Annotated in this window: 22 protein-coding genes and 1 tRNA gene; 14 read left to right on the top strand and 9 right to left on the bottom strand. The window is 62.3% G+C overall.

Annotated features, from left to right (window positions below; translation table 11 throughout):
- Position 1: 1 nt before the first annotated feature.
- The 4 genes from BLQ92_RS22610 to BLQ92_RS22595 all read right to left on the bottom strand — a co-directional run bounded on the left by BLQ92_RS22610 (position 2) and on the right by BLQ92_RS22595 (position 4,111).
- Complete coding sequence (locus BLQ92_RS22610; RefSeq protein ID WP_244106245.1) at positions 2 to 1,402, bottom strand: GspE/PulE family protein; 1,401 nt, start codon at positions 1,400 to 1,402, stop codon at positions 2 to 4.
- Between the two features lie 108 nt (positions 1,403 to 1,510).
- The gene (locus tag BLQ92_RS22605) at positions 1,511 to 2,815 is read right to left on the bottom strand and encodes an HlyC/CorC family transporter (RefSeq protein ID WP_090686756.1); all 1,305 of its coding nucleotides are present in this window, start codon (positions 2,813 to 2,815) and stop codon (positions 1,511 to 1,513) included.
- A gap of 177 nt (positions 2,816 to 2,992) precedes the next feature.
- A tRNA-Pro gene (locus BLQ92_RS22600) sits at positions 2,993 to 3,069 on the bottom strand.
- A gap of 49 nt (positions 3,070 to 3,118) precedes the next feature.
- Positions 3,119 to 4,111 (bottom strand): polyprenyl synthetase family protein, encoded by a 993-nt coding sequence (locus BLQ92_RS22595; RefSeq protein WP_090686755.1) that lies wholly within the window; start codon positions 4,109 to 4,111, stop codon positions 3,119 to 3,121.
- 216 nt (positions 4,112 to 4,327) lie between these two features.
- On the opposite strand from BLQ92_RS22595, the gene rplU reads away from it, so the two are divergent.
- The 4 genes from rplU to proB all read left to right on the top strand — a co-directional run bounded on the left by rplU (position 4,328) and on the right by proB (position 7,447).
- Positions 4,328 to 4,639, top strand: coding sequence for a 50S ribosomal protein L21 (rplU, locus tag BLQ92_RS22590; RefSeq protein ID WP_007180329.1), 312 nt, complete (start codon positions 4,328 to 4,330; stop codon positions 4,637 to 4,639).
- A gap of 24 nt (positions 4,640 to 4,663) precedes the next feature.
- On the top strand, positions 4,664 to 4,927 hold the full coding sequence (gene rpmA / locus BLQ92_RS22585) for a 50S ribosomal protein L27 (protein WP_007180330.1): 264 nt from the start codon (positions 4,664 to 4,666) through the stop codon (positions 4,925 to 4,927).
- A gap of 180 nt (positions 4,928 to 5,107) precedes the next feature.
- Positions 5,108 to 6,250, top strand: a complete 1,143-nt coding sequence (gene cgtA / locus BLQ92_RS22580) for an Obg family GTPase CgtA (RefSeq protein ID WP_090686754.1) — start codon at positions 5,108 to 5,110, stop codon at positions 6,248 to 6,250.
- A gap of 78 nt (positions 6,251 to 6,328) precedes the next feature.
- The gene (proB, locus tag BLQ92_RS22575; protein WP_090686753.1) at positions 6,329 to 7,447 is read left to right on the top strand and encodes a glutamate 5-kinase; all 1,119 of its coding nucleotides are present in this window, start codon (positions 6,329 to 6,331) and stop codon (positions 7,445 to 7,447) included.
- A gap of 151 nt (positions 7,448 to 7,598) precedes the next feature.
- Here proB and BLQ92_RS22570 read toward each other — a convergent pair whose 3' ends face one another.
- Together BLQ92_RS22570 and BLQ92_RS22565 are read right to left on the bottom strand one after the other, a co-directional pair.
- Positions 7,599 to 8,156: a CNP1-like family protein gene (locus BLQ92_RS22570; protein ID WP_090686752.1), complete on the bottom strand. Its 558-nt coding sequence runs from the start codon at positions 8,154 to 8,156 to the stop codon at positions 7,599 to 7,601.
- 77 nt (positions 8,157 to 8,233) lie between these two features.
- Positions 8,234 to 8,893 (bottom strand): RNA pyrophosphohydrolase, encoded by a 660-nt coding sequence (locus tag BLQ92_RS22565; protein WP_090686751.1) that lies wholly within the window; start codon positions 8,891 to 8,893, stop codon positions 8,234 to 8,236.
- 306 nt (positions 8,894 to 9,199) lie between these two features.
- On the opposite strand from BLQ92_RS22565, the gene BLQ92_RS22560 reads away from it, so the two are divergent.
- Together BLQ92_RS22560 and BLQ92_RS22555 are read left to right on the top strand one after the other, a co-directional pair.
- A complete protein-coding gene (locus BLQ92_RS22560; RefSeq protein WP_090686750.1) occupies positions 9,200 to 10,936 on the top strand; it encodes a proline--tRNA ligase in 1,737 nt (578 codons plus the stop codon).
- A 12-nt stretch (positions 10,937 to 10,948) separates the two neighbouring features.
- On the top strand, positions 10,949 to 11,548 hold the full coding sequence (locus BLQ92_RS22555) for a MarC family protein (protein WP_090686749.1): 600 nt from the start codon (positions 10,949 to 10,951) through the stop codon (positions 11,546 to 11,548).
- A gap of 139 nt (positions 11,549 to 11,687) precedes the next feature.
- Here BLQ92_RS22555 and BLQ92_RS22550 read toward each other — a convergent pair whose 3' ends face one another.
- Complete coding sequence (locus BLQ92_RS22550; RefSeq protein WP_074262531.1) at positions 11,688 to 12,239, bottom strand: hypoxanthine-guanine phosphoribosyltransferase; 552 nt, start codon at positions 12,237 to 12,239, stop codon at positions 11,688 to 11,690.
- Positions 12,240 to 12,395: 156 nt separating this feature from the next.
- Entirely contained in the window at positions 12,396 to 13,763 is a 1,368-nt protein-coding gene (ffh, locus tag BLQ92_RS22545) for a signal recognition particle protein (RefSeq protein WP_090686748.1), read from the bottom strand.
- 81 nt (positions 13,764 to 13,844) lie between these two features.
- On the opposite strand from ffh, the gene BLQ92_RS22540 reads away from it, so the two are divergent.
- The 5 genes from BLQ92_RS22540 (at position 13,845) to BLQ92_RS22525 (ending at position 19,256) form a co-directional block, all read left to right on the top strand.
- On the top strand, positions 13,845 to 14,762 hold the full coding sequence (locus tag BLQ92_RS22540; RefSeq protein WP_090686747.1) for a cytochrome C assembly family protein: 918 nt from the start codon (positions 13,845 to 13,847) through the stop codon (positions 14,760 to 14,762).
- 7 nt (positions 14,763 to 14,769) lie between these two features.
- Positions 14,770 to 15,111, top strand: a complete 342-nt coding sequence (locus tag BLQ92_RS22535; protein ID WP_090686746.1) for a PP0621 family protein — start codon at positions 14,770 to 14,772, stop codon at positions 15,109 to 15,111.
- Entirely contained in the window at positions 15,108 to 15,704 is a 597-nt protein-coding gene (gene ampD, locus BLQ92_RS22530; protein WP_090686745.1) for a 1,6-anhydro-N-acetylmuramyl-L-alanine amidase AmpD, read from the top strand. The genes BLQ92_RS22535 and ampD overlap by 4 nt, the downstream gene beginning before the upstream one ends.
- A 222-nt stretch (positions 15,705 to 15,926) precedes the next feature.
- On the top strand, positions 15,927 to 16,199 hold the full coding sequence (locus BLQ92_RS40455) for a hypothetical protein (protein ID WP_143016653.1): 273 nt from the start codon (positions 15,927 to 15,929) through the stop codon (positions 16,197 to 16,199).
- Between the two features lie 45 nt (positions 16,200 to 16,244).
- The gene (locus tag BLQ92_RS22525) at positions 16,245 to 19,256 is read left to right on the top strand and encodes a ribonucleoside-diphosphate reductase subunit alpha (RefSeq protein WP_090686744.1); all 3,012 of its coding nucleotides are present in this window, start codon (positions 16,245 to 16,247) and stop codon (positions 19,254 to 19,256) included.
- Positions 19,257 to 19,351: 95 nt separating this feature from the next.
- Here BLQ92_RS22525 and BLQ92_RS39555 read toward each other — a convergent pair whose 3' ends face one another.
- Positions 19,352 to 19,552: a hypothetical protein gene (locus BLQ92_RS39555; protein WP_143016652.1), complete on the bottom strand. Its 201-nt coding sequence runs from the start codon at positions 19,550 to 19,552 to the stop codon at positions 19,352 to 19,354.
- 346 nt (positions 19,553 to 19,898) lie between these two features.
- On the opposite strand from BLQ92_RS39555, the gene BLQ92_RS22515 reads away from it, so the two are divergent.
- The 3 genes from BLQ92_RS22515 (at position 19,899) to BLQ92_RS22505 (ending at position 22,192) form a co-directional block, all read left to right on the top strand.
- Positions 19,899 to 21,155, top strand: a complete 1,257-nt coding sequence (locus BLQ92_RS22515) for a ribonucleotide-diphosphate reductase subunit beta (protein WP_090686742.1) — start codon at positions 19,899 to 19,901, stop codon at positions 21,153 to 21,155.
- Positions 21,156 to 21,256: 101 nt separating this feature from the next.
- Entirely contained in the window at positions 21,257 to 21,574 is a 318-nt protein-coding gene (locus BLQ92_RS22510; protein ID WP_090686741.1) for a hypothetical protein, read from the top strand.
- A 30-nt stretch (positions 21,575 to 21,604) separates the two neighbouring features.
- The gene (locus tag BLQ92_RS22505; protein ID WP_090686740.1) at positions 21,605 to 22,192 is read left to right on the top strand and encodes a histone H1-like DNA-binding protein; all 588 of its coding nucleotides are present in this window, start codon (positions 21,605 to 21,607) and stop codon (positions 22,190 to 22,192) included.
- The last annotated feature ends 166 nt before the right edge of the window (positions 22,193 to 22,358 follow it).

Here is a 22,358-nt window from a genome sequence, read left to right as displayed (position 1 = left end):
GTCATGCGAGCTCGGTAGCGCTCAGCGCTTCGGCGAGGCTGGTCGTGCCGTCCCGCACGCGCGCCAGCGCGGCGTCGCGCAGCGTGGTCACATGCTCGGTGTGCGCGAGGCGCGCAAGCGCATGGGTACCTGCACTCGCGACGATCAGTTCGCGCATCGCGTCCGATACCGGCATCACCTGGTGAATACCGACCCTGCCGCGAAAGCCGATCCCGTGGCACGCCTCACAGCCCGCCGCCAGGTAGGGCTGCCAGCCTTCGAGCTCGTCGTCGGCGAAGCCGGCCGCGCGCAGCGCTGCTGCCGATTGTGGCGCCGGTATTCGGCACGCCGTGCAGAGCCGCCGTACGAGCCGTTGCGCCGTCACCATTCGCAATGCGGCGGCAAGGTTATAGGGCTCGACGCCGATGTCGATGAGCCGGGCGATGGCCGCGGGCGCGTCGTTGGTGTGTAGTGTGGAGAGCACCAGGTGGCCGGTCTGGGCCGCTTTGACGGCGACGTCGGCAGTCTCTTCATCGCGGATCTCGCCGACCATGATCACATCCGGATCCTGGCGCAGGAACGCGCGCAGCGCGACGGCAAAGGTGAGGCCAGCCTTCTCGCGCACGCTGACCTGGTTGATGCCGGCCAGCTGGATCTCTGCTGGGTCTTCGACCGAGCAGACATTATGCGACTCGGCATTCAGCATCTGCAGGAAGCAGTACAGCGAGAGTGTCTTGCCGCTGCCCGTCGGGCCTGTCACGAGCACGAGTCCATGTGGCGCGCCGATGGCCGCCTCAAGCGCTGCACGTTGTGCGGGGTTGAGGCCGAGTGAATCTAGCGAGAGCGTGGCGGGCAGCGCGTCGAGCCGGCGTAGCACCAGCTTTTCGCCGAACAGCGTGGGCAGCGAGTTGACCCGATAGTCCTCGAAGCGGCCGGGGCTGGTCGCAATGCGCAGGCGGCCGTCCTGCGGCACACGCCGCTCTGCGATGTCCATGCGCGCCAGCACTTTCACGCGCGTGATAAAGGCATCACGCAGATGAGCGGGCGGTTGAGCGATGGCATGCAGCACGCCATCAATGCGCAGACGTATGCGCCAGCCAAGCTCTGCCGGTTCGATATGCAGATCCGATGCGTTGCGGCGCGTGGCTTCGCGCAGCGTGTCGCTTAGCAGACGGACAGCGGGGGTGTTGTCGGCATCGGCGAGGCCGGGCGCGGTGTTATGGCCGTGTGGGTTGTCGCGAATGGCGCCGGCAAACGGGTTGATGGCGGAGAGGGTAGGGGACGCTGACAGCGCCGATGCGGCGGGAGCAGGGGCCGATTCGGCTTCAACTACGCTAGCGCGATAGGGTGATCCGCCCGGGGTAACTGGATATGCGAGGCGCTGCGCTGGAGCAGCCGGTGCTGAGCGGCGGGAGGATGACATCGGAGACCGGCCAGGAGCCGCCTGTAGAACATGACGACTCCATCATCCGTTACGCCGGTCGCCACCGCCATTCGACCGGATGGCCAGGTGCGCCATGCACCCGCCAGTTCAAACGCGCAGCGCCTTGCTGCCCTCCACCCCCGAGCGCGTCCCCGGCTTGAAAATCTTGACGGTCCGAATCGCCTGATCGTCACTGCGCAGCACTTCGAGTTTGATCTCGCCGATCTGCACGCACACATCGCCGTCGGGAATCTCTTCGAGCACTTCGAGAATCAGCCCATTTAGCGTCTTCGGTCCATCGGTTGGCAGCGTGAGCTGCAGCCACCGGTTCAATTCGCGCAACGGCATGCTGCCGGCGACGATGCACTCGCCGTCCTCATTCCAGCCGCCGCGCGAATTCGCGCTTCGCGGGATCGACGTGGTGAACTCGCCGATCAGCTCTTCGATGATGTCTTCCGGCGTCACCAGCCCCTGCAGCTCGCCGTATTCGTTGACCACCAGCGCCGTACGGTGGCGGCTCTCCTGGAAGTACTGCAACTGCTGGAACACTGGCGTGCCGCTCGGCACGAAATACGGTTCGGCGAGCAGTTCGCGTAGCGTCTCCCGCTCGAGTTCCTGGTTGTGCAGCGCTGACAGCGTCTTGCGCACATGCAGGACGCCGAGCACGCGGTCGATGTCACCCTGATAGACGATCAGCTTGTTGTGATAGCAGGTTTCGAGCTGATGCAGGATCTGCTCAAACGGCGCGTCGAAGTCGAGCGCCTCGATCCGGCGGCGCGGAATCATCACATCGTCGACGGAGATGTTCTCCAGATCGAACAGGTTCAACAGGATGCTGCGGTGCTTGGTGGGCATGAAGCTGCCGGACTCCAGCACGATGGTGCGCAGTTCCTCAGTGGAAAGGCGCTGGTCGTGCGCGCCCTTCGTATTGATATGGAGGATGCGCAGGATGCCGTTGGCGAACAAATTGACGAACCAGACGAGAGGCCTGGTCGCGCGCATCAGCGGTGCGATCAGCAGGCTGGCCGGCAGTGCGATCTTTTCCGGAAAGGTGGCGCCGACAATTTTCGGCGTGATCTCCGCGAACACAATGATCAGGAACGCGACGATGCCCGTGGCGATCGACAACACCAGGTTGTTGCGGCCGAACGTATGCAACGCGACCGAGGTGGTCAACACCGGGATGATCGTGTTGAACAGGTTGTTGCCGATCAGGATCACGCTCAGCAACTCATCGGTGCGCCCGAGCAATCCTTGCGTGGTCTTGGCGCCGAGTACGCCCTGGTTGGAGAGATGCTTCAGGCGGTGGCGGTTGAGCGCCATCATCGCCGTTTCGGAGATAGAAAAGAAACTGGAGCAGATAAGCAGCAGGAAGACCGCGCCTATCTGCGCCCATAAGGGTAGTTGTTCCACGTGTTGTCGCGAACTGGTAGGGAGCAGGATGGGGAGAATATAGCAGAGGGGGCCGCGCGCGCCCGCCTGGCCAAAAGGCGTAGGGCGGTTCCGATTCGAGGCGCATCGGCAGCCGGCCAACAGGTACAAAAACAACGGACGAAAAAAAACCGCGCAAGCTGCGCGGTTTTTCAAATCTGGTCGGGGTGAGAGGATTCGAACCTCCGGCCTCTACGTCCCGAACGTAGCGCTCTACCAGGCTAAGCTACACCCCGATTTGTACTGCAAGACTCGATTCAGACTAATTCGGCGTTTCGGTCTCGTTCAAGACTGTCTTGCCGTCGAGTAGGAACATAATTCTAGCAGGCTATCTTTGAAAATGGAATCGGGAAACGAAGAAATTGCTGCGGCGGCTGCCTGAGCTTCCTGTTTCGCGCATTCCAGCGTGTGATCCAGCGCGCCGGAGCGGGTGATCGCCTCGAAAATGGTGTCGAAACGGTCGGTGCCGCCTTGCTCGATCGCCTCGCGCGCCAGCGCCGATTGCTCGGGCGTGCCGCGTTCGATCAGATAAATGAGCGGCAGCGTCGGCTTGCCTTCGCGCAGATCGTCGCCGGCGTTCTTGCCCATGGATTCAGCCGTGCCGGTGTAGTCGAGCCAGTCGTCCATGATCTGGAAGGCCGTGCCGATGCGCCGGCCGAATTCCGCCGCAGCCGCCTCGGTAGTCGCGTCGACCCCGGCGAGCACCGCGCCGAGCTGCGCTGCCGCTTCGAACAGCTTGGCCGTCTTGTAGCGAATCACCTGCATGTAGCGGGCTTCGTCCACGTCGGCATCGTGCATGTTCAGCAACTGCAGCACTTCGCCCTCGGAGATGATGTTGGTCGCTTCCGAGAGAATTTCCATCACCCGCATCTTGCCGACCCCGACCATCATCTGGAACGAGCGCGAGTACAGGAAATCGCCCACCAGTACGCTTGCCGCGTTGCCGAACAGGGCGTTCGCGGTCTGCCGGCCGCGCCGCAGGTCGGATTCGTCGACCACGTCGTCGTGCAACAGGGTGGCGGTGTGGATGAATTCGACCACGGCAGCCAGTTCGTGCCGGTACCCGGTGGTTTCACCCAGCGCGCCGGCCACCAGCAACAGCAGCGCGGGACGCAGGCGTTTGCCGCCGGCGCTGATGATGTACTCGGAAATCTGGTTGATCAGCATCACCTCGGACGCCAGGCGGTGCCGGATGACGCGATTCACCTGCTCCATGTCTTCGGCAATCGGAGCGAGCAGGCTGGCGGCGTTGGGAGAGGGGGTGGCAGTCGACGACATGATGGCTGAATTGGGTAGTGCCGCGAATTATAAGGCGAATCGCGACAGTTCCGGGCCGCAGCCTGCGGGATCGAAGCGCGGTGGCCCGTCTGGCGGGCCTCTACGAGGGCTCGCCGCGCTTGTCAATGAGTTTTGACCGCGCAGCTAACTCTATGTATAATCACGGGTTTCCGCGCGTGGTGCGTGGGAAAAAATGAACACAGAGTGAGGTTCTCAATGTACGCGGTCATAAAAACCGGTGGCAAGCAGTATAAAGTTGCCGTCGGCGAAAAACTTAAAGTAGAACAGATACCGGCAGACATTGACGCTGAAATCACGCTCGACCAGGTTCTCGCAGTGGGCGAAGGCGAATCGATTAAGTTCGGTACGCCGCTGGTCAGTGGGGCTTCCGTCAAGGCTACCGTCGTGTCGCAAGGTCGTCACGCAAAAGTGACCATCTTCAAGATGCGTCGCCGGAAGCACTACCAGAAGCATGGCGGCCACCGCCAGAACTACACCGAACTGCGCATTGACGCGATCAACGCTTAAGCGCAACGGTTAAGGAGCTATCAAATGGCACACAAAAAGGCAGGCGGATCGTCACGTAACGGCCGCGACTCCGAGTCGAAGCGTCTCGGCGTGAAGGTTTACGGCGGTCAAGCCATCAATGCTGGCGGCATCATCGTTCGCCAACGTGGCACGCGCATGCACCCGGGCGAAAACGTCGGCATCGGCAAGGATCACACCTTGTTCGCGCTGACGGACGGCCACGTCAATTTCTCGACGAAGGGCGCAGCGAAGAAGCACATGGTCAACGTCGTCCCGGCAGCAGTCTGAGTTTAATCAGGCACGGGCTTCAGGACCGGAAAAAGGCCCCGCGAAGTTCGCGGGGCCTTTTTCATTGCAGATTCATGGCTGAAATTGTTGTCGTGAGCCCGCGCGGATGGCTGATCGGTCGATTGGTCAACGCACTGCAGGCACGGCAAAATAGCGATAAAACACGGGACGGAGTTACGCATGAAGTTCATTGACGAAGCGAGGATTGAAGTCATCGCCGGCGACGGAGGGGATGGCAGCGCGTCGATGCGCCGCGAGAAATTCGTCCCGTTCGGTGGCCCGGATGGTGGCGATGGCGGTCGCGGCGGCAGCGTCTACGCTGTGGCAGACCGCAACATCAACACGCTGATCGACTACCGCTACGCGAAGAAGCATATGGCGCGCAACGGCGAAAACGGCCGCGGCGCGGATTGCTACGGTAAGGGCGGCGACGATGTGACGCTGCGTATGCCGGTCGGCACCATCATCTCGGACATGGAAACCGGCGAGCTGATCGCCGACCTGACCGAGCACAACCAGAGCGTCCAGATCGCCCAAGGCGGCGCGGGCGGTCTCGGTAACCTGCATTTCAAGTCCAGTACGAACCGCGCGCCGCGTCAGAAGACCGACGGCAAGCCGGGCGAGCGCCGCATGGTGCGCCTCGAACTGAAGGTGCTGGCTGACGTCGGCCTGCTCGGCATGCCGAACGCCGGCAAGTCCACCTTTATTTCCTCGGTGTCGAACGCGAAGCCGAAGATTGCCGACTACCCGTTCACCACACTCGCGCCGAATCTCGGCGTGGTGCGCGTGGGCCCGAGCCGCAGCTTCGTGATTGCCGACATTCCAGGTCTGATCGAAGGCGCCGCAGAAGGCGCGGGTCTCGGACACCAGTTCCTGCGCCATTTGCAGCGTACGGGCCTGTTGCTGCACATCGTCGATATCGCGCCGTTTGACGAGGCGGTCGATCCGGTTGCCGAAGCCAAGGCGATCGTCAACGAACTGCGCAAGTACGACGAACTGCTGTTCGAGAAAACCCGCTGGCTGGTCCTGAACAAGCTCGACATGGTGCCCGAAGACGAGCGTGAAGCGCGCGTCGACGCCTTCCTCGAGGGCTTCGGCTGGGACGGTCCGGTGTTCGAAATCTCGGCGCTGACGGGTCAAGGCTGCGAAGCGCTGGTCTACGCGGTGTACGACCATATTGCTGCGCATTCGGACGCGCAGCGCCAGGCCGAGGCCGAAGATCTGGCCGCAGACGTGCGTTTCCGCGAGAAGCAGCAAGGCGCAGCCTCGAGCGGGTCGGACGCAACGGGCGAGCAAGGCGACCCGGTTCAGCCGCAGGAATAACTGGCATGGCTTGAGCGCCGGCGTGCCTGCATCGGGCCGCCGGCCGGCATCACGGATTATCTTGGGAGACCGAGCACAATGCGTTCCGTCATCGCAGACTCCAGGCGATTGGTAGTGAAAGTCGGGTCGAGCCTCGTCACCAACGACGGGCGCGGCCTCGATCATGCCGCGATCGGCCGCTGGGCGGCGCAGATCGCCGCGTTGCGTGCGCAGGGCAAAGAGGTCGTGCTGGTGAGTTCGGGTGCGATTGCCGAAGGCATGCAGCGGCTTGGCTGGACCAAACGTCCACGCGAAATCGACGAGTTGCAGGCGGCTGCCGCGGTCGGGCAGATGGGGCTCGCTCAGGTGTACGAGAGCCGCTTTGCCGAACATTCGATCCGCACCGCGCAGATTCTGCTGACCCATGCCGACCTGGCCGACCGCGAACGCTACCTGAACGCGCGTTCCACCTTGCTGACGCTCCTGCGTCTGGGGGTGGTGCCGATCATCAACGAGAACGACACGGTCGTCACCGACGAAATCAAGTTCGGCGATAACGACACGCTGGGCGCGCTGGTGGCGAATCTGATCGAAGGCGATGCGCTGATCATCCTCACCGATCAGCAAGGTCTCTTCACCGCGGATCCGCGCAAGGACCCGTCAGCTACGCTAGTCCAGCAAGCCGATGCCGGCGCGCCGGAACTCGAGGCGATGGCCGGTGGTGCGGGCTCGAGTCTCGGCCGCGGCGGCATGCTGACCAAGATCCTCGCGGCCAAACGCGCAGCCCATAGCGGCGCCAATACGGTGATCGCGAGCGGCCGCGAGCCTGACGTGCTGGCGCGTCTGGCCACCGGCGAGGCGATCGGCACGCAACTGATTGCCCGCACCGCGCGGATGGCGGCGCGCAAGCAATGGATGGCCGACCACCTGCAGGTGCGCGGCCACGTGGTGATCGACGACGGTGCCGTCGAGAAACTCACGGAAGGCGGTAAGAGCCTTCTGCCGATCGGCGTGATCGGCGTGCAGGGCGCGTTTGCGCGCGGCGAGGTGATTGCCTGCCTGAGCGCGGCGGGGCGTGAAGTCGCGCGCGGCCTCACGAACTACAGCAGCGCCGAAGCCAAGCTGATTCAGCGCCGCCCGAGCGGCGACATTGAAGGTGTGCTCGGCTACATGCTGGAGCCAGAGCTGATCCACCGGGACAATCTCGTGCTGGTCTGAGCAAAAGACGCTCACAAAAAAGCCGTTCCAACTGGGTTGGAACGGCTTTTTTTCAACCTGGCGCTACCCGAGCGGCAAGCGCTGAGCGGCAAGACTCACGGATGCAAAGAAAACTCGCCGAAAAAACATCCAGCGAGCTTCCGAGGCACGCTCACCGAATCTGCGAGGCGGCAGTCCTTTTATAACGCATGTTCTCCAGGATCTGCTTGGCGGTGCCGGTCGGAATCTTGTTTGCGCAGAAGTAGTCTTGATAGAGCGAGGCCTGGTACCCGTTCAGCGTGCTGTCCTCGATCCGTGTGAACTGCGTGGCGACGGTATCGTCCCAGCCGTCGTGATCCGCGTTGAGCGCCGCATACTGGCGCCATTCGTACGTATCGCAGCGAATCCCTTCGTAGTTCACGTTGTGCGCGCCGCTCGGGCTCGTCACGACCACCGTGTAGCGCACCACACCGTCGTCGCCGACGGTTAGCGACTTCGAGTCGAGCGCGAAGGTGAGCGGGGTATTGCCCGAGACATCGAACTGGATCAGATTGCCGGCCAGCGGCAGCGACGGCAGCGCGTCGACCTTGTTTTCCGTCCAGTTGGGCTTGCGGTCGAACAGATACGTAAACGCGCTGTCATCCTTGTTGGTGGGTTTCGGTGTGCTCGAACAACCAGCCAGCAGGGCGCCGGTGGCGGCGCACGCCACGACGAGAGCAAGTGCTTTCAATATGATTTCCTCGAAACGCCAATGCGGCTCATGACGAGCCGCACTGGCAGATGCGGCGCTGAAAGCCGCACCGGGTTTTAATCGCGCAGACCCGGCTGGGTCAGGGAGGTGTCGACGGCCCCGCAGTCGGACTCGATCGTCGTGCGAATCGTAGTCTCGACCGTGACGGTCGTGGCAGACATCTCCTGCAATTCCGTCACGGTCGACGCTATCCGGGGATAGCGAGGCCCATGATGGCCGCCGGGTTTTTCCGTACGCGGCGCAGCACGGCGCAGAAAACGGGACAATTCCGTCAACGCCAACTGATATACATCCCGCTTGAACTCGATCACACAGTCGAGCGGCACCCAGTACTCGTTCCAGCGCCACGCATCGAACTCCGGATGATCGCAGGCGCGCAGGCAAATATCGCAGTCGCGCCCAACCATCCGAAGCAGGAACCAGATCTGTTTCTGGCCGCGGTAATGACCGCGTACTTCACGCTTGATGAACTTGTCCGGCACCTCATAGCGCAACCAGTCGCGCGTGCGACCGATAATCTTGACATGCTCCGGAAGCAGGCCGGTTTCTTCGTGTAACTCCCGATACATCGCTTGCACTGGGGTCTCACCATACTTGATCCCCCCTTGCGGGAACTGCCAGGAATGTTCACGGAGCCGTTTGCCCCAAAACACCTCGTTGTGCGCGTTCAAGAGGATGATGCCGACGTTCGGGCGAAAGCCTTCACGATCCAGCATACAACCACCTTCGAATCCTTTAAAATTGCTTTGATTATAAACAGATAACGGGCCTGACGCACCGAATCGCACCAGATTGGAACGATTCGCCGCAAAGGGGGCGCGTTTGCGGTAGCCTGTGGGCCATCCGGCGCAGCAGCCCTGTGGTTGCACTGCGGCGGCAGGTATTGCGACGGCTTCGGCCTAAGGGTTTTTCCGCAGATTTGCCGCGCGTTCGTGACGTCTTTGTCGCGCCTTTGTCGAATTCCCCACCGTTTTCACCTTTCGGGCGGTCGCTCCGGCGCCGCCGCTTTTGGAAAATTCTGAATGAAAGCCACCCGTTTCTTTATCGGCACCCTGAAGGAAGCCCCTGCCGACGCCGAAATCGTCAGTCACAAGCTCATGGTGCGCGCCGGCATGATCCGCCGCGTGGCCGGCGGCATCTATAACTACCTGCCGGTTGGCCTGCGCTCGATCCGCAAGGTGGAAGCCATCGTGCGGGAAGAAATGAACCGGGCAGGCGGCATCGAGCTGCTGATGCCGGCGGTGCAGCCGGCCGAGTTGTGGCAGGAGTCGGGCCGTTGGGAAAAATACGGGCCGGAACTGCTGCGCTTCAAAGATCGCAAGCAGACCGACTTCGTGATCGGACCGACCCACGAAGAAGTCGTTACGGACATCGCCCGCAACCAGATCAAGAGCTACCGGCAGATGCCGGTGAACTTCTACCAGATCCAGACGAAGTTCCGCGACGAGATTCGCCCGCGTTTCGGCGTGATGCGCGGCCGCGAATTCATCATGAAAGACGCGTACTCGTTCGACAAGGATCAGGACGGCCTGAAGGAGTCGTATCGCAAGATGTACGACGCCTACGTGCGCATCTTCACGCGTCTCGGTCTGAACTTCCGTGCGGTGGCGGCGGACAACGGTTCGATTGGCGGCAGCGGCTCGCATGAGTTCCACGTGATCGCCGACACCGGCGAAGACGCGATCGCCTATTGCCCGACTTCGGATTTCGCAGCCAACGTCGAAGCGGCCGAAGCGTTGCCGCTGATCGCTGAGCGCGCAGCCGCGGCCGAGCCGATGCAAAAGACCGCGACGCCGGGCAAGGCGAAGTGCGAGGCGGTGGCCGAACTGCTCAACATTCCGCTCGAGCGCACCATCAAGTCGATCGTGCTCGCCACGGAAAACGAAGGCGCCGAGCCGACCATCTGGCTGCTGATGCTGCGCGGCGACCATGACCTGAACGAGATCAAGGCGAGCAAGCTGCCGGGTCTCGGCGAGTTCCGCATGGCGACGGAAGCTGAGATCGTCGAAACCTTTGGCACGCCGCCGGGTTATCTCGGCCCGATCAACACGAAGAAACCGGTCAAGGTGGTTGCGGACCGCACCGTTGCGAACATGAGCGACTTCGTGGTCGGCGCGAACGAGGTGGATTACCACATCACCGGCGTCAACTGGGGCCGCGATCTGCCGGAGCCGGTCGTCGCGGACATCCGCAACGTCAAGAAGGGCGATCCGTCGCCGGATGGCAAGGGTGTGATCGACATCTGCCGCGGCATCGAAGTGGGTCACGTGTTCCAGCTCGGCAAGAAGTATTCGGAAGCCATGAACGCCACGTATCTGGACGAGACCGGCAAGCCGCAGCCGATGGAAATGGGCTGCTATGGCATTGGCGTCTCGCGTATCCTCGGCGCGGCGATCGAACAAAACTTCGACGACAAGGGCATCATCTGGCCGGAAGCGATCGCCCCGTTCGAAGTGGTGCTGTGCCCGATGGGCTATGACCGCAGCGAAGCCGTGCGTGAGCAGGCCGACAAGCTGTATGCGGAACTGGTCGCAGCGGGCGTGGACGTGATCCTCGACGATCGCGGCGAGCGCCCGGGTGTGATGTTCGCCGACTGGGAGCTGATCGGCGTGCCGCACCGTCTGGTGATCGGCGACCGTGGCCTGAAGGAAGGCAAGATTGAGTATCAGGGCCGGCGCGACACCGAAGCGACCCTGCTGCCGGTCGAAGGCGCCGCCCAAGCGGTGACGGAGAAGGTTCGCGCAGCACTGGCGCACTAAGGGGAACGGACGGTGGAGTACAACTTCCTGTCTGCGACCGTCCTGCTCCTTCTGATCACCGATCCGCTCGGCAACATCCCGCTCTTCATTAGTTGTCTGCGCGGGGTGGCACCGGAGCGGCGCGCGATCGTCATCCTGCGTGAGGTGGCGATCGCCTTCGTGATCCTGCTGGTGTTCATGGTGGTCGGCGACCGCTTTCTGCGGATGATGAATCTCACCGACCAGTCATTGCGGATCGGCGGTGGGATCGTGCTGTTTCTGATCGCGATCCGCATGGTCTTCCCGCATCCGGACGGCCCGTTCGGCAACGACACGCGCGGCGGCGAGCCGCTGATCGTACCGCTCGCGATTCCCGCGCTGGCGGGCCCGTCGGCGCTGGCGACGGTGATGCTGCTGACCTCGCAGGCGCCCGGCAAGATGCTGGAATGGGTCGCGGCACTAACGGTGACGATGCTCGCCTGCGCGATCGTCCTGATGCTGGCGGAGCGGATCCAGAAGTGGCTCGGCGAGCGCACGATGATGGCGTTCGAGCGGCTGATGGGGCTGGTGCTGGTGGCGATCTCGGTGGAGATGATCCTTGGTGGGATCCGGTCTTTCGTGCACCAACTATGAGTCGTGGCCGTAGCGTGCAACAACGCGAGCAACTGCGCGCTCAACCTGAGCGGCGCACTGCAACAAACAAAAAAGCGGCCCGTGGGCCGCTTTTTTTCTGTGCGCGCTGATCGATCCAGCGCGCCTTAACCGTCGTCGCTTATGCCCCGTCGGTCAGCGCACGAATCGTCGGCAAATTGCGCCAGTATCCCTTCGCATCCATCCCGCAGCCGAACACATAGCGGTCCGGCACTTCGAAGCCGCAGAAGTCCGGGCGCAGAGGCTTGGCCTTCGGAATGATCTTCTCGCACAGCACCGCGCTCATGAAGCGCTTCGCACCCATGTCGAGGATACGGTCGCGAATCGCGGCCATGGTCTCACCCTCGTCGAGGATGTCGTCGAGCACCAGCACGACGCGATCCTTCACCGATTCGGCCGGCGCCACGCGCCACTGCATCTCGCTGCCACCCTTGGTGGTGTTGCGGTAGCGGGTGAGGTGGATGTAGTCGAATTCGAGCGGGAAATCGAGGTGCGGCAACAGCATGCCGGTAAACACCGCCGCGCCACCCATCACCGACAGCACGAGCGGGAATTCCTCGCTCATTTCGGCAGCGATGGCCGCGGCCATTCCGCTAATCGACGCGTTGACGTCGTGGGCCGAAACGATTTCTTCGGAGTGGCGGAATATGTGGAGAGCTTCTTCGCGATTCATGACGTCTGGCGGGGAGTATCTGTATACATTAGTGTAGAAAAGAACGACGGCGAGAACGACGGTGCGCGCTACAGCATATACCCGCGTGTCCCGGAACGCGCGCCCTGGTCGTAGAGATGACCCGGCAGATCGGGCGGATCATCCAGTCGGAACGCTTTAACGCATGCCGGGCAGCATGCCCTTCATGCCGCGCATCATCTTCTGCAGGTTGCCGCCCTTCAGCTTCTTCATCATCGTGCGCATCTGCTCGTACTGATTCAGCATCCGGTTGACCTCCTGCACCTGCACACCGGCGCCGGCTGCGATGCGGCGCTTGCGGGTGGCCTTGATCAGTTCCGGCTTGGCGCGCTCGGCGGGCGTCATCGAATTGATGATGCCTTCCATGCGGCGCATCTGCGACTCGGCCATGCCCATATTGGCGCCCGCTGCGGCCTGCTGGAACTGCGCCGGCAGCTTGTCCATCAGCGACGACAGGCCGCCCATGCTCTTCATCTGCGTCAGTTGCGCGCGGAAGTCGTTCAGATCGAAGTCGCCGCCTTTCTTGACCTTGTCGGCGAGCTTCTGTGCGGCTTGTACATCGACGCCGCGCTGGGCTTCTTCGACGAGGGCGAGAATGTCGCCCATGCCGAGAATCCGGTTTGCCATGCGGTCCGGATAGAAAATCTCCAGGCCGTCGAGCTTTTCGGCGACGCCGACGAACTTGATCGGCTTGCCGGTGACATGACGCACCGACAGCGCCGCACCGCCGCGCGAGTCGCCGTCCAGCTTGGTCAGCACCACGCCGGTGAGCGGCAGCGCGTCGCTAAACGCCTTGGCGGTGTTGACCGCGTCCTGGCCGAGCATCGCGTCGACCACGAACAAGGTTTCCGCCGGTTTCAAGGTGCTGTGCAACGCGGCGATTTCCTGCATCATCGCTTCGTCGATACCGAGACGGCCGGCCGTGTCGACCAGCAGCACGTCATGATAGTGACGCTTGGCCCAGTCGACGGCCGCGCGTGCGATATCCACCGGCTTTTGATCGGGTTCCGACGGGAAGAAATCCGCGCCGACCTGTTCGGTCACCGTCTTCAACTGCGCGATAGCAGCGGGGCGGTAGACGTCGCACGAGACGGTGAGGACCTTCTTCTTGTACTTCTCGCGCAGCAGCTTGGCGAGCTTGCCGACTGTGGTGGTCTTACCGGCGCCCTGCAGGCCGGCCATCAGGATGACGGCGGGCGGGGTGACGGCGAGATTCAGCTCGACCGCCTTGCCTTCGTAGTCGCCGCCGATGATCGCGGTCAGCTCGCGCTGCACCACGCCGACCAGCGCCTGGCCAGGCGAGAGGCTGCTGATGACTTCTTCGCCGAGCGCCTTCTCCTTCACCTTGGCGATGAATTCGCGCACGACGGGCAGCGCCACGTCGGCCTCGAGGAGCGCCAAGCGCACTTCGCGCAGCATCTCCTGGGTGTTCGCCTCGGTGAGCCGGGCTTCGCCGCGCAGCGTCTTGACGACGCGCGCCATCCGTTGAGTCAGATTGTCGAGCATGGGGAGCGATGAACAGTGCGGCCGGAGTACGGCGCGAAGCGGGACACGTCGCGGAACTGGGGCCTAGTGTAAACTTCGAATATGGATATTGTACTGTATGCCCTCACTGCGCTCCTGTACGGCGGACTCGCCGTCGCAGGCTGGCGCTCGCACCGGCACACTGCGCTGCGCCCGGTGCTCGAGAGCGTGCCGGCTCTGCCGGCCGCTGCCAGCGCGCCGGCGGTCGCGGCATTCAGCGCGCCGGGCCGCTTGCTGCTGTTCGTCGCGCTGCTCGCGCACGGCGTGCTGCTGCACACCACGATCTTCCCGCAGAACGCCATGGTGTTCGGTTTCGCGTTCGCGCTCTCCGCGATGTTCTGGCTCGGCGCCGGCATTTACTGGATCGAGAGCTTTTTCTTCCCGCTCGACGGCCTGCGCCTGCTGGTGCTGCCGCTTGCCTGCGTGGCTTCGCTGCTGCCGCTCGGCTTCGGCGGCGTACGCGTGCTGTCGTATTCGGCCGCTCCGATGTTCAAGCTGCACTTCCTGATCGCCAACATTGCCTATGGCCTGTTTGCGATCGCAGCGCTGCATGCGGTGCTGATGCTGCTGGTGGAGCGGCGCCTGCACGCGATGCGCGGCGGCGTCCTGCAGCGCCAGGGAGCCGCGGCCGGTAACGGCTGGCTGTCGAGTTGGCTCGATACGCTGCCGCCGCTGCTCACGCTGGAAAAACTGCTGTTCCGTTTGATCAGCGCGGGCTTCGTGCTGCTCACGCTGACCTTGCTCTCGGGGATCCTGTTCAGCGAGCAACTGGTCGACCGCGCGCTGCAGCTCGATCACAAGACCGTATTTGCGATTCTCTCGTGGCTGATGTTCGGTGCGCTCCTGACGGCCCGCAAGGTGTCGGGATGGCGCGGCCGCGCGGCGTTGCGCTGGGTGCTGGCGTCGTTCGTGGCGCTATTGCTTGCGTACGTCGGCAGCCGTTTCGTTTTCGAGGTGCTGTTGCACCGTCCTGTGGTGTGATCGTTCCATGCGACAAATTTTCCTGCTGATCCTGATGTTCGTCATCGGCCAATGGCTGGTGAAGGCGCTGCGTCGCGCCGAAGCACACAACGCGCAGCGTACCGGTGCTCCTGGTGGTCCCGCTGGCGCCAACAGCGGCCGTACTGCCGGTAACGGCGCGGCCGCAGGTGCTGGCGCGCAAGCCCGCGCGGCGAAGTCGCCGCAACTCCCGGAGCCGATGATCCGTTGTGTCGAATGCGGCGTGCACGCGCCGGCGAGCGACTCGGTGGTGGTCGCCGGCGAGCCGTTCTGCTGCCCGGCTCACGCGCAACGTCACGCTGCGCGACCAACGGGTCGCGACGCCCGATGACCGTTGGCTTCACCGTCGACGCCGAAGGTTGGGTGACGGCCGCGCGCAAGCTGCCGTCGCCGAACTTCGAAGCGCGTCCCGAAGGCGCGGTGCCGAGCCTGATCGTGGTGCACAACATGAGTCTGCCGCCCGGCGAGTTCGGCGGCACGGCGATTGCTGAACTGTTCCTGAACCGTCTCGATTGCGATGCGCACCCGTACTACGACACCCATCTGCGCGGCGTGCGCGTCTCGGCGCATTTCGTGATCCACCGCGACGGCGCGCTCGAGCAATATGTCTCGTGCGATCAGCGTGCGTGGCATGCTGGCGCATCGAATTTTTTCGGCCGCGAGCGCTGCAACGACTTCTCGATCGGCATCGAGCTCGAAGGCAGCGACGCTACCGCGTTCGAAGCGGAGCAATACGAGACGCTGGGCGCGCTGGTGAAGACGCTGACGGCCCGCTATCCGGTCGAGGCACTTGCCGGTCACTCGGACATTGCGCCGGGTCGCAAGACCGATCCTGGGCCGCATTTCGAGTGGCCTCGCCTGCAACGCGACACCCGCCTCGCGGATCAGTACTTCCCCTATCTCAAGTTTTCCAAAACGCCGTAACGACCCCGCGCGGCGCCTCGTCCATCTTTGCGAAATATGCGCAGAGCAAGGCGCTGCCTTGTTCTCCGGGCAGCGCCGTCATGCGGCGCGCTATGAAAAGTCAAGCCCGGCACGCCAAATAAATCAATTTGCGCTGTCCTGAAACTCCACTATACTTGGTGCCGTAGATTCAGTTTCGCACTATATCTTGTGTCTGGTGTGTATAACTCTGTGCATAACTGAGTGTATAAGTTGCGCGGCGCCCCACTCATCGAGCATGGCGCCGCAAGCATTCCAGACGACGAAAAAAACATTCCTGCGGTGCAGCCGGTAGAGAGCCGGCAGCATCCAGCGGTATTCAGGAAAAGGGCTTGGCAAGTGATCGCGACACAGACAATGAAGACCACCAACGATTCGAACCTGGCTTCATTGCTGTCGCATCCCGCCACTCGGCTCAGCCGGCTTTTTTCCTGCCCCCCATCGTTTGCGCTCGCCGCGGCGCAGCGTTCGTATTAATCCGCGAAATCTCTTCGCACACTTCCAGGACCAGGAGCTTTGCACATGCAAACCACCGATAACGCGTCGACCCGGTACGAGGGCGCATCCGCTGGCCAAAACTTCGGCGGCCAGGCGCCGGGCGCACAGGCGCTCGCACCGCAGGCAACCTTCGCCGACTACAAGGTGATTCGCCGCAACGGCAGCGTGGTGTCGTTCGAGCCGTCGAAGATCGCCATTGCCGTGACGAAGGCGTTCCTCGCCGTCAACGGTGGTCAAGGCGCGGCATCGGCACGCGTGCGCGAACTGGTCGAGCAACTCACACAAAGCGTGGTGCGCGCACTGCTGCGCAGCCGTCCGAACGGCGGCACCTTCCATATTGAAGACATCCAGGATCAGGTCGAACTCGCGCTGATGCGCGGCGGCGAGCACAACGTCGCTCGGGCGTACGTCCTGTATCGCGAGAAGCGCACCCAGGAGCGCAGCCATGACGCGGTTGAAGCGCCGAACGGCTCGCTTGGCCTGACCGTCACGGACGGCGGCGTCGTGCGTCCGCTGGATATGGTGGCGCTGCGCGGCATCATCGAGTCGGCCTGTGCGAACCTGGGCGACGCCGTGAGCGCCGAGCCGATCGTCGCGGAAACGGTGAAGAACCTGTACGACGGCGTGCCGATGAGCCAGGTCTACGACTCGGCCATCCTCGCTGCGCGCACGATGATCGAAAAAGACCCGGCGTACAGCCAGGTCACCGCACGCATCCTGCTGCACACGATCCGCCGCGAGATCCTCGAAGAGGAAGTCACGCAAGGCGAAATGGCCAACCGTTACGCCGACTACTTCCCGCAGTTCATCAAGCGCGGCATCGGCGCCGGCCTGCTCGACGACAAGCTCCAGCAGTTCGACCTGAAGCGCCTGGGCGCCGCGCTCGACAACAGCCGCGACCTGCAATTCGGCTACCTCGGTCTGCAAACGCTGTATGACCGCTACTTCCTGCATCACGATGGCGTGCGCATCGAAATGCCGCAGGCATTCTTTATGCGTGTCGCAATGGGCCTGTCGCTGAACGAGATCGACCGCGAAGCGCGCGCCATCGAGTTTTACAACGTGCTGTCGAGCTTCGACTTCATGTCGTCCACGCCGACGCTGTTCAACTCGGGCACGCATCGCTCGCAACTGTCGTCGTGCTACCTGACGACGGTGGAAGACGACCTCGACGGCATCTACGAAGCGCTGAAGGAAAATGCGCTGCTGTCGAAGTTCGCCGGCGGCCTCGGCAACGACTGGACGCGTGTGCGTGCACTCGGTTCGCACATCAAGGGCACCAACGGCAAGTCGCAAGGCGTGGTGCCGTTCCTGAAGGTGGTCAACGACACGGCTGTGGCCGTGAACCAGGGCGGCAAGCGCAAGGGCGCGGTGTGCGCGTACCTGGAATCGTGGCACCTGGACATCGAAGAATTCCTCGAGCTGCGCAAGAACACCGGTGACGACCGTCGCCGTACCCACGACATGAACACGGCGAACTGGATTCCCGACCTGTTCATGAAGCGCGTGCACGAAGGCGGCGACTGGACGCTGTTCTCGCCGTCCACCTGCCCGGATCTGCACGACAAGTTCGGCGCCGAGTTCGAAATGGCTTACACAGCTTACGAAGACAAGGTCGCACGCGGCGAGATCAAGCTGTTCAAGAAGATCCCGGCGGCGCAACTGTGGCGCAAGATGCTCGGCATGCTGTTCGAAACCGGCCATCCGTGGATCACGTTCAAGGATCCGTGCAACATCCGTTCGCCGCAGCAGCACGTGGGCGTCGTCCACTCGTCGAACCTGTGCACGGAAATCACGCTGAACACCAGCGACAGCGAAATCGCCGTCTGTAACCTGGGCTCGGTGAACCTGGTCGCCCACCTGAAGGAGCAGGCGGACGGCACCCTGGTGCTCGACCACGACAAGCTCAAGCGCACCATCAGCGTGGCGATGCGCATGCTCGACAACGTGATCGACATCAACTACTACGCCGTCGCCAAGGCGCGTAACTCGAACCTGAAGCACCGTCCGGTCGGTATGGGCATCATGGGCTTCCAGGACTGCCTGCACCTGCTGCGCACGCCGTACGCGTCGGAAGAGGCGGTCAAGTTCGCGGATACGTCGATGGAAGCGGTTTGCTACTACGCTTACTACGCATCCACCGAACTGGCGCAAGAGCGCGGCCGTTACTCGAGCTACCGCGGTTCGCTGTGGGATCGCGGCATCCTCCCGCAGGACACCCTGAAGCTGCTCGCCGAAGCACGCGGTGGCTATGTGGAAGTGGATTCGAGCGAGTCGATGGACTGGACGGAGCTGCGTTCCCGCATCGCAACGTACGGCATGCGCAACTCGAACTGCGTGGCGATCGCGCCGACGGCGACGATCTCCAACATCATCGGCGTGTCGGCTTGCATCGAACCGACCTTCCAGAACCTGTATGTGAAGTCGAACCTGTCGGGCGAATTCACGGTGGTCAACGACTACCTGGTGCGCGACCTGAAGGCGCGCGGCCTGTGGGACGAAGTGATGGTCGCCGACCTGAAGTACTTCGACGGCACGCTCTCGCGCATCGACCGCATCCCGGCCGACCTGCGCGCGATCTACGCCACGGCGTTCGAAGTCGATCCGAAGTGGCTGGTCGAAGCGGCTTCGCGTCGTCAGAAGTGGATCGACCAGGCGCAGTCGCTGAACATCTATATGGGCGGCGCGTCGGGCAAGAAGCTCGACGAGGTCTACAAGCTTGCATGGCTGCGCGGTCTGAAGACCACCTATTACCTCCGCACGATGGCGGCGACCCACGTCGAGAAGTCGACGGTGGCGCACGGCGCACTGAACGCGGTGTCCTCGGGCGGCGGTGAAGGTTCGGGTGGCGCGGGCGGTGTCGGCGGCGGCGCGGCAGGCGGCTTCGGCATCGCCGGTGGCGCAGCGTCGGGCGGTCTGCAAGCGGCAGCAGCAGCGCCGGCAGTCGCGGTCGAAGCGGCTCCCGAAGCGGACGGTCCGGTGTGCATGATGCGTCCGGGCGACCCGGGCTTCGACGAGTGCGAGGCTTGCCAGTAACACGCATGCGTCGATGCCTGGCATTCGTCAGGCATCGACCGGGCACTCGTCTTGCGCGAGCTTCTGTTTGGTCTGCGGTTCATCGTTACCCGTAGTTACCCGAACGAAGCAAAGCAAAGCGGGATGCAGAAGAAGATGTAGAGCAGGCTGAAGAGCGGAGTGGTGGCGTAGACCGCAGCCGCACCGCTCAACCAGCCGATGCAGCGAAGCAGCAAAACGCAGGACAAGCAGCCAAGCAGCAGGAAGCAGCAACAAGCAGCAACAAGCGGCAACAGGCAACACGACGCGCTCGACATGAAGCGCTCAGCACGCAAGCCATTCAAGCTAGCCAGCTCTCTCGACACATTGAACTTCGCCTTGCTCGTGCTGACGAAATAGCAACAGCCAGGGCGACGCACTTAAAGCCAGGCAACACACTTTGCAGTGCATCGAAATCACTTCGAATCGATGCGCTCTCGAGACAGCGAAGCACTTCGACAACACATGTTTTGATCGCTTCGCATGAGGCGTCAGAGACAGTCTGTTGACCAAAGTGTTGTATGAACGTAGCAACGCGAATCGAAAACAGGATTTTTCATCAGCGAACTCTTTTAACGCTCGTGAAAAGATGGTACAAACCGTTCTAAATTGATGGTGACATTTATGCTCAACTGGGATGACGAGATCACTGCCGTAACTCCCTCGAGCGCTACGCAACTGAATGAGTTGCGCAACGCTTCGGGATCGGCTGTCGGTACGCAAGTCGGAACGCGTCCCGCTCCTCACGCTCCCTCGGCTCAGGAAATCTTCGCGAACGACATCGCTGTCGCTCCCGTCGCTGCCCGTGCCGCTACCCAATCTGCCGCTCAAGGTGACGCTGCCGTTCCGGCCGCCGTCTCCGAAGCGCGCGTGAATGTCGCCGACAAGCGCATCATCAACGGCCAGACGGACGTCAATCAGCTGGTGCCGTTCAAGTACAAGTGGGCGTGGGAGAAGTATCTGTCCGGTTGCGCGAACCACTGGATGCCGCAGGAAATCAACATGTCCCGCGACATCGCCCTGTGGAAAGACCCGAACGGCCTGACCGAAGACGAGCGCCGCATCGTCAAGCGCAACCTCGGTTTCTTCGTCACGGCTGATTCGCTCGCCGCCAACAACATCGTGCTGGGCACCTACCGCCACATCACGGCGCCTGAATGCCGCCAGTTCCTGCTGCGCCAGGCGTTCGAAGAGGCGATCCACACGCACGCCTACCAGTACATCGTCGAATCGCTGGGTCTCGACGAAGGCGAGATCTTCAACGCGTACCACGAGGTTTCCTCGATCCGCGCGAAAGACGAATTCCTGATTCCGTACATCCACGTGCTGACCGATCCGGCCTTCAAGACCGGGACTGTCGAGGCAGACCAGACGCTGCTGCGCTCGCTGATCGTGTTCGCCTGTGTGATGGAAGGGCTGTTCTTCTACGTCGGCTTTACCCAAATCCTGGCGCTTGGCCGCCAGAACAAGATGACCGGCGCCGCGGAACAGTACCAGTACATCCTGCGCGACGAGTCGATGCACTGCAATTTCGGCATCGACCTGATCAACCAGATCAAACTCGAAAATCCGCACTTGTGGACGGCTGAGTTCCGCGCGGAAATCCGCGAAATCTTCAAGCAAGCGGTCGACCTTGAATATCGTTACGCAGAAGACACGATGCCGCGCGGGGTGCTCGGCCTCAATGCGTCGATGTTCAAGAGCTATCTGCGTTTCATCTGCAACCGCCGTTGCCAGCAGATCGGTCTCGATCCGCTGTACCCGAACGAGGAAAACCCGTTCCCGTGGATGAGCGAGATGATCGACCTGAAGAAGGAACGCAACTTCTTCGAGACGCGAGTGATTGAATATCAGACCGGCGGTGCGCTGAGCTGGGAGTAATCCCGGGTGCGCTGCGGTTGAACGCAGTTGGATTGCGAACTCTTTGATGGGGTGCCGCTGGCCGAGGCCGCGGCAGTTATGGTTAGGAGCAGAACCGCCTGATGCAAAGCGTGCCCGGTGCCTTAGCGGCCCACAAACATGACAGGCACTTTGCGAACCCTTCAGTGGGATGGGCAAACTTCCCCCCGGAAAAAGCCGCTGGCCCAATGGCCGGCGGCCCGATCAAACGATTGCCGGCGTCGGAATTCGACGCTGACTGGACTTGGCGCGCGGTGCCCGATGGCACGGCGTGCCTTACCGTATTCATTAGCGTAAGCGCGCGGCACCTGCGTACGCCGATGAATAGCCCGCTTCGTAGCGCGCGCCCTGAGAAGCGTCCGCGGGAAGCGGGTTTTGACGAAGGGTGTAGTTTGAACTAACTCTCATCTGAAAACCTGAAGGAGAAAATGATGGCAACTGCAAAGAAAGCCGCCGCTAAGAAAGTCGCTGTGAAGAAGGTTGCAGCGAAGAAAGCAGCACCGGCAAAGAAAGTCGCTGCAAAGAAAGTCGCAGTGAAGAAGGTCGCAGCGAAGAAAGTTGCGGTGAAGAAGGTTGCAGCGAAGAAGGCTGCACCGGCTAAGAAGGTCGCAGCGAAGAAGGTTGCAGCCAAGAAAGTCGCCGTGAAGAAGGTTGCAGCGAAGAAGGCTGCACCGGCGAAGAAGGTTGCTGCGAAGAAAGTTGCAGTGAAGAAGGTTGCAGCGAAGAAGGTTGCCAAGAAGGCAGCACCGGCTAAGAAGGCCGCTGCCAAGAAGGCGCCTGCGAAGAAGGCTGCCAAGGCTCCTGCTGCGAAGAAGGCTGCCAAGGCGCCTGCGAAGAAGGCTGCCAAGGTCCCCGCTGCGCCTGCGAAGAAGGCTGCTGCTCCGAAGAAGGCTGTTGCGAAGAAGGCTGCACCGGCACCTGCTGCTCCCTCGGCAACGAGCGCAGCACCGGCAGCTACGGTGAAGACCGCGTTGAACCCGGCTGCAGCATGGCCGTTCCCGACCGGCAGCCGTCCGTAATTTGCTGACGAGTCGTTAGGCACATTCCGATGTGTCCGATGATTGAGTAGCCAGTCAGTCCCGCTGCTCAATCACCGTCCCGTCGCTGGGTTTCCGGCGGCGGGATTTTTTTTGCCTGTTGCGTTGGCTCAGGTTGGCTTAGGCGCGTGAGCCCCTGTGCGTTTGC

Source organism: Paraburkholderia phenazinium (assembly GCF_900100735.1).
GTDB classification, from domain to species: Bacteria; Pseudomonadota; Gammaproteobacteria; order Burkholderiales; family Burkholderiaceae; genus Paraburkholderia; species Paraburkholderia phenazinia.
Note: the sequence above shows the minus strand (reverse complement) of the source record. Positions and strands in the feature narration are given on the sequence as shown.

Bases quoted from the DNA above. Each gene is read 5' to 3' on its own strand.
- rpmA (WP_007180330.1), top strand. From the start codon at position 4,664: ATGGCACACAAAAAGGCAGGCGGATCGTCACGTAACGGCCGCGACTCC.
- BLQ92_RS22540 (WP_090686747.1), top strand. From the start codon at position 13,845: ATGGATATTGTACTGTATGCCCTCACTGCGCTCCTGTACGGCGGACTC.
- BLQ92_RS22550 (WP_074262531.1), bottom strand. From the start codon at position 12,239: ATGAATCGCGAAGAAGCTCTCCACATATTCCGCCACTCCGAAGAAATC.
- BLQ92_RS22565 (WP_090686751.1), bottom strand. From the start codon at position 8,893: ATGCTGGATCGTGAAGGCTTTCGCCCGAACGTCGGCATCATCCTCTTG.
- BLQ92_RS39555 (WP_143016652.1), bottom strand. From the start codon at position 19,552: ATGTCGAGCGCGTCGTGTTGCCTGTTGCCGCTTGTTGCTGCTTGTTGC.
- cgtA (WP_090686754.1), top strand. From the start codon at position 5,108: ATGAAGTTCATTGACGAAGCGAGGATTGAAGTCATCGCCGGCGACGGA.
- BLQ92_RS22610 (WP_244106245.1), bottom strand. From the start codon at position 1,402: ATGTCATCCTCCCGCCGCTCAGCACCGGCTGCTCCAGCGCAGCGCCTC.
- rplU (WP_007180329.1), top strand. From the start codon at position 4,328: ATGTACGCGGTCATAAAAACCGGTGGCAAGCAGTATAAAGTTGCCGTC.
- BLQ92_RS22515 (WP_090686742.1), top strand. From the start codon at position 19,899: ATGCTCAACTGGGATGACGAGATCACTGCCGTAACTCCCTCGAGCGCT.
- BLQ92_RS22535 (WP_090686746.1), top strand. From the start codon at position 14,770: ATGCGACAAATTTTCCTGCTGATCCTGATGTTCGTCATCGGCCAATGG.
- BLQ92_RS22510 (WP_090686741.1), top strand. From the start codon at position 21,257: ATGCAAAGCGTGCCCGGTGCCTTAGCGGCCCACAAACATGACAGGCAC.
- proB (WP_090686753.1), top strand. From the start codon at position 6,329: ATGCGTTCCGTCATCGCAGACTCCAGGCGATTGGTAGTGAAAGTCGGG.
- BLQ92_RS22560 (WP_090686750.1), top strand. From the start codon at position 9,200: ATGAAAGCCACCCGTTTCTTTATCGGCACCCTGAAGGAAGCCCCTGCC.
- BLQ92_RS22505 (WP_090686740.1), top strand. From the start codon at position 21,605: ATGGCAACTGCAAAGAAAGCCGCCGCTAAGAAAGTCGCTGTGAAGAAG.
- ampD (WP_090686745.1), top strand. From the start codon at position 15,108: ATGACCGTTGGCTTCACCGTCGACGCCGAAGGTTGGGTGACGGCCGCG.
- BLQ92_RS22525 (WP_090686744.1), top strand. From the start codon at position 16,245: ATGCAAACCACCGATAACGCGTCGACCCGGTACGAGGGCGCATCCGCT.
- BLQ92_RS22595 (WP_090686755.1), bottom strand. From the start codon at position 4,111: ATGTCGTCGACTGCCACCCCCTCTCCCAACGCCGCCAGCCTGCTCGCT.
- ffh (WP_090686748.1), bottom strand. From the start codon at position 13,763: ATGCTCGACAATCTGACTCAACGGATGGCGCGCGTCGTCAAGACGCTG.